General features: G+C 43.2%; 4 protein-coding genes. 2 read left to right on the forward strand and 2 right to left on the reverse strand.

The genetic code is table 11. The features are described from left to right. The first annotated feature begins 202 nt into the window (after nt 1-202). Entirely contained in the window at nt 203-1,339 is a 1,137-nt protein-coding gene (ald, locus tag A5875_RS19115; RefSeq protein ID WP_088935165.1) for an alanine dehydrogenase, read from the forward strand. Nucleotides 1,340-1,422: 83 nt separating this feature from the next. Then, a complete protein-coding gene (locus A5875_RS19120; protein ID WP_088935166.1) occupies nt 1,423-3,123 on the forward strand; it encodes a M3 family oligoendopeptidase in 1,701 nt (566 codons plus the stop codon). 34 nt (nt 3,124-3,157) lie between these two features. On the opposite strand, the gene A5875_RS19125 is transcribed toward A5875_RS19120, so the two are convergent. Both A5875_RS19125 and A5875_RS19130 read right to left on the reverse strand, forming a co-directional pair. After that, on the reverse strand, nt 3,158-4,576 hold the full coding sequence (locus tag A5875_RS19125; RefSeq protein WP_088935167.1) for an LPXTG cell wall anchor domain-containing protein: 1,419 nt from the start codon (nt 4,574-4,576) through the stop codon (nt 3,158-3,160). 216 nt (nt 4,577-4,792) lie between these two features. Further along, complete coding sequence (locus A5875_RS19130) at nt 4,793-6,175, reverse strand: LPXTG cell wall anchor domain-containing protein (protein WP_088935168.1); 1,383 nt, start codon at nt 6,173-6,175, stop codon at nt 4,793-4,795. Between the last annotated feature and the right edge of the window lie 26 nt (nt 6,176-6,201).

The following is a 6,201-nucleotide window of genomic DNA, read 5'->3' on the forward strand; positions in this document are numbered from 1 at the left end:
TTTTATAGGCCTCCACTCGATAGGAAGTTGTTAAGCTGAATATTCCTTCTATTAGAATATGTAAAGGATTTCATTTGGTCACAATCATTCAGCGCCATTAAATACTTTGCGAATTCTTAGTTGAAATTGTTTGGAAAACCTGTACAATTAATATGTAAGCGAATCCACTTCGTATACGAATCGTTAAGAAGGAGTGTGTCAAATGATTATTGGAATTCCAAAAGAAATCAAGAACAATGAAAACCGTGTTGCCCTTCCCCCATCTGGAGTATTTGATCTGACAAATCGTGGTCATCAAGTGTTAGTTGAAAAAGATGCCGGCAAAGGTTCTGCGATCACAGACGAAGAATATGCTGCCGCAGGTGCAACGATGATCGAAAATGCTGCTGATGTTTGGGCAGCGGATATGGTCATGAAAGTTAAAGAGCCGCTTCCCGAAGAATATCAATATTTCCGTAAAGGATTATTACTATTCACTTATCTGCATTTAGCTGCAAACAAACCTTTAACAGAAGCTTTAGTCAACAGCGGTGTCAATGCAATTGCTTACGAAAATGTTCAACCGGCAGACAACACATTGCCATTACTTGCACCAATGAGTGAGATTGCTGGACGTATGGCGGCTCAAATCGGTGCCAACTATCTAGAACGTGTCAACGGCGGAAAAGGTATCTTGCTATCCGGCGTACCAGGCGTACGACGTGGAAATGTTGTCGTTATCGGTGGCGGCGTTGTTGGCTTGAATGCTGCAAAATTAGCTTTAGGTTTAGGTGCCAACGTAACGATCCTAGATGTCAGCGTTCCACGTCTGAAAGAATTGGATATTATCTTTGGCAACCGGGTTCAAACCATGATGTCAAACAGCTTCAACATCCAAGAATGTCTGAAAACAGCTGATTTAGTTATCGGCGCTGTTTTGATCCCAGGACACAAAGCACCGACTTTAGTTTCTAGAGAAATGGTCGCTAATATTCCTGATCATTCAGTAATCGTCGATGTGGCGATTGACCAAGGCGGAATCTTTGAAACAGAAGATCGGGTAACGACTCACGATGATCCGACTTATGTTAAAGAAGGTGTCGTTCACTATGCTGTAGCCAATATGCCGGGAGCTGTTCCGCAAACCGCTACTTACGCATTAAGCAACAGCACAATGAACTATGCTAACTTATTAGCAAATAATTCATTAGAAGAATTATTGAAAGACAACTTGGCACTTCGCCGCGGCGTCAATACTTACAATGGCAAACTGACGATCGAAGCTGTAGCTAAAGATTTAGCGATGGATTACACACCAATCGATGAATTGTTAAACGAAGAATTAATGATGAACTCTTAAAAAACAGGAAGAACCTGTCAGCGTCTGCTGGCAGGTTTTTTTGTTATAATTAATTGAATTCTTTTTATTATAGGAGGTCCACCATGCTTTTTTCTGATTTTCCCTACGAAAACCCTGATCTTGCTCAATACGAAATCGACTTTATCACTTGCGTGCAGCAATTTATTGAAGCAAGTGATTATTCAGATGCGAAACAAACACTGCACGAACTGAACCATTTGCGCAGCGACCTCTTCAAAAATTTTAAAATAGCCTCTATCCGTTTTTCGATCGATACCAATGATCACTATTACGGGATTGAGAATGAATTTTGGGATTACAACGAACCGATCGTGAACCAGATTCACAAACACTTTTACGAAAGTCTGCTGGACTCCCCTTTCCGTCCGCAATTGGAAAAAGATTTTCCGGGAACGCTCTTTCTTTTTGCGGAGGATCAATCACACCTGATGGCTGAATCTGTGATCGTATTAATGCAGCAGGAAAATGATGTTGTCAGTCAATACAGCACGTTGATCGCATCAGCCGAAATCGAATTTGACGGAAAAGTGCGAACCCTTTCTGAATTGTCGGCCTTTTTTACCGAACCGGATCGTGAAATACGCCAAGCGGCGCAAAAAGCCTATGAAGACTTTTTTGTTGCCCATGAACAGGAACTTGATACGATTTTTGATCAGATGGTACACATTCGTCATCAGCAGGCGCAAAAATTAGGCTTTGATCATTTCGTTGAGTACGGCGATCGCCAAATGAACCGCTGGGGCTATGATCGTTCTCAGCTGCAGGATTTTCGCCGCTTTATTCTCGAAAAAGTTGTTCCCATCAACCAAAGGCTCTATCAGCGGCAGCAAGAGCGGTTAGGTCTTGAAAGATTGAACTATTATGATCTGCCGCTGGTTTTTCCTGACGGCAACCCGCGACCGCAGGCAAACGCTGAAGCGTTAGTCCAACAGGCCCAGACTATGTATCACGAATTATCCCCAGAGACAGGTGCATTTTTCGATAAAATGATCCAACAGGAATTGCTAGATTTGATTAGCCGTCCCGGCAAGCAAAGCGGCGGCTACTGTGAATATATCGATGAATTTAAAGTGCCTTTTATCTTTGCTAATTTCAACGGTACCTCGGAAGATGTCGATGTTTTGACTCACGAAGCAGGTCACGCCTTCCAAACCTATCTCTCAAGCTGGATCGAAGAAACTGAGCTGGTCTTTCCGACTTCGGATACTGCTGAGATCCACTCGATGAGTATGGAATTTTTGACGTGGCCTTGGATGGATAAATTTTTCGGCACAGACAGCGAGAAATACAAATTCGCTCATTTGAGCAGCGCCCTGCAATTCTTACCTTACGGTGCCTTGGTGGATCATTTTCAAGAAGAGGTTTATTTGCATCCTGACTGGTCGCCTGCAAAACGGAAAAATCGCTGGCGCGAGCTGGAGCAGCTTTATTGCCCGGAAAATAATTATCAAGAATCCGAAGCCTTAGCTCGCGGGATTTATTGGTATCGTCAAGGACACATTTTTGAATCGCCCTTCTATTACATCGACTACACCTTAGCGCAGGTTTGCGCGTTGCAATTTTGGGAACGCGCGATCGTTGAAAAGGACCCGACCGCTTGGGAAGATTATCTTGCGATTTGTCGCGTCGGCGGTACCAAGACCTTTTTGGAGACAGTCCAGTTAGGTCACCTCGCCTCACCCTTTGACTATGAAAAAATGACCGAGCTGTTAAATACAGTCGATCATTATCTAGCCGAGATTCCGGAGACTGAATTAAGTTAATGAAAAACCTGCTGATTTTTTCAGCAGGTTTTTGTTACACTTTTTTCTTATTTAAAAAGAGTGCAGTGAACAGAAAGATACACGCACCACCAATGAGAGTGAAAACTGAACGGATCTGCTCGTTGGTTTTTGGCAGCTCCGTTTGCGTTGCTTGAGCTACAGAAATTTTCTCCCTTTCAGCAGATTCTGCCAGAATCGAGGCCGCTTCGGGTGTTTTTCCGCTGGTCGCAGTTGGATTTGCTGCTGGCTCTTGATTCGTATTCGCTGCTGGATTTAGCTCATCCGGCATTTCGACATCGAGCGGGATCGTTGGATCAACGAAACCGGGAGCGTTCATGGACAAAGGCAGCTTGAAGGAATAGTTAAAAACTGCGTCCGTTTCATAATCCTGATTGTAGCGCACATCAAAGTTTGAAACATTTTTATAGGTATAGGTCAGCCAATAACGCATATCGTAATGATTCGTCTTGTGATTGTTGATCTCGCCGATCTTGATATAGTCATTATGAACTTTAAAATACAGCTGATTATTTTTGGCCACATAGAAATTTTGAATATTATTGTTGTTGAACAGGTCGATGCTTTGTTCAAAATCAATATCTGTAAAATTGAAGAAACCGGATAGTTTTACGGGACTTGCGGTCAATTGATCAAGAAACGCATAATTCAGTAAGACATCGCTGATCCCTTTCATGGTGATCCCATTATCCTTATTGATGTAAAGCACCTGTCTTCCTGCCAGCGCGGTCCAGCCCTTGACTGTGATGCGCATATCGATCACTTTTCCATTGTAGGTCCCGACATTTTTATAGGTGACGGTGATCGTATTGGGCTTCTCCGTATCTAAATCAAATACATAAGAATAGCCGTCAGTAGTGTAATTCTTCGTACCGCCGATCACGATATCCTTTACATTGGCAAAATTCGGCATAAATTCGTACGCATCAGGAATCTTAGTAGTTTCATCCGTGATCGCCTTGTTGTGGTCCACGATTTTTCCATCATAATCATTCTTTAAAGCTGTTTTGGCCGCTCTGGTGCTTACGGTTGCGTCGGTTGGTTCAGGTTCGGCTGCCTCAGTGATCTCTGGTTCCGTTGACGGAGCCGGTTCTTGCTCCTCCAGCGGCTGTGCTTCCTCGGCGATACTGTCAGCTTTAGCGGGTTCGACAGGAAGCTCAGGTGTCTCGCTATACTCTGGCACCTCTGTGTTGATTTCTGATACTGGTTCAGTCGCTGCTATTTCGCTCGTCTGTTCTGTCGTCTCAGCAGCAGCTGCTGGTTCTATTGGCTGCTCAGCTTCTGAAACAGGACTTGCACTACTAGGGCTTTCTATTAGTTCTGTCGTAACATTATTTGCTGTTGGTTCAGTGATTTCATCCCCCCAGACAGAAATTGGTGCCAGCGAAAAGCCTAAAATCACTGTTGAAAACAAATAAATACTCTTCTTCGCCATAAAACGACCTCCTTTATAATAAATATCAAATCTTATTATAACATTTATATACACATCTAGATGTGTATAAGAGACAGATGTAAACACTCTACCACCCCTATCTAATTTCCAATGTACTAATTATAACAAAAAGGAACACTACATATTTTGCTAATACGCAGTGTCTCTCAGATAAATCACTTGGTCTACAGTCGAGTTTACTTGTTTTTGATTACTTTAGACTTTTTTCTTATTAAAAAATAGCGCTCCTAACAGGAATAGACAAGTCCCCCCTAAAATCGCGAAGATCGAACTGCTTTGATCATTTGTTTGGGGCAACACAGCCTGCTTCAACGGTTCTGCTTCTTTTACCGCTTCTTTGATTTCTGCTTTTACGGGTTCAACTTTTTCTGTCTTTGCAGCAAGGTTGACTGTAGTTGTTTCTGTTTTTGCTTCTTTAGGCTCGTCAACTGTAATTTCTTCTTTTGGTGCTTCCTCGATAATTTCCGGCTCTTTGATTTCTGGCTTTGTCGGAGTTTTTTCAATCACGACCGGCGCTTGATACGTGTAATTGAAGACTGCGCCAGATTCGTAATCTTGATTGTAACGAACGTCAAAATTCGACACATTGTTATACGTATAGGTTAGCCAATAATCCTCGTCACCATCATCGGTGCGTGTTCGGTTGATTTCGCCGATTTTGATATAGCCGTTATGCGTTTTAAAGTACAGCTGGTTCCCCTTGGTAACATAATAATTCTTCACGTTGTTATTATCGAACAAATCGATACTTTGCTGCAGGTCGATGTCGGTGAAATTGAAGAAGCCCGAAACATTTACAGCAGCAGATGTTAGATTATCAAGAAATGAATAATTTAAACGAACGTCGCTGATCCCCCACATCATGATCCCATTCTTTTTGTGAATATAAAGCTGATTGTAACGGCTGCCCGCAAATACCGTCCAGTCTTTGACCGTTACTTTCATATCGATCACTTTTCCATTGTAAGTCCCGACGTTTTTATAGATCACAGTAATCGAGTTCGCTGTTTCCTGCTTCAAATCAAACAGGAATGAGGTTGTATCATCTTGATAACCCCCGTTAGAGTTCACAATGATGTCATCAAGGTGATCAAAGTTCGGCATAAAATTGTAATCGGCTGGGATTTTGGCTTTTTCATCCGTGATCGCTTTTTCGTGATCGACGATTTTCCCATCATAGTCATCTTTCAAGGCCGGTGCGGCTGCCCGCGCTGCTTTCGACTGTACAGCGGCTATCGGCTCTGCCGCTTGCTCTGGGTTTGCCGCTTCTGGATTAGGTGTTGCTGTTTCTTCTGGTTCGGTCTCGGATGTCTCGGATGATTCTTCAGCCGCTTCTGCTTGATCTACTGCTGAAGGCTCCGTAATCTCCGGCTCTACGACTGCCGCTTCTGCTTCCGGCTGAATTCCAACTTCTGCTTCTGGAGCTGGTTGTTCCGCTACTGTGGCAGGGCTTTCAATTAATTCTGTCGTTACACTCTGCGCAGCTGGCTCCACCACTTCGTCAGCCCAAGCATTGCCGGGAACTAACGCTAACCCTAGGAGTGCTACTGAAAACAAATGAACACTTTTTCTAAACATAAAACGTCCTCCTTTTATTAAATACC

Source organism: Enterococcus sp. 3H8_DIV0648 (assembly GCF_002140655.1).
Taxonomy (GTDB): Bacteria; Bacillota; Bacilli; order Lactobacillales; family Enterococcaceae; genus Enterococcus_A; species Enterococcus_A hulanensis.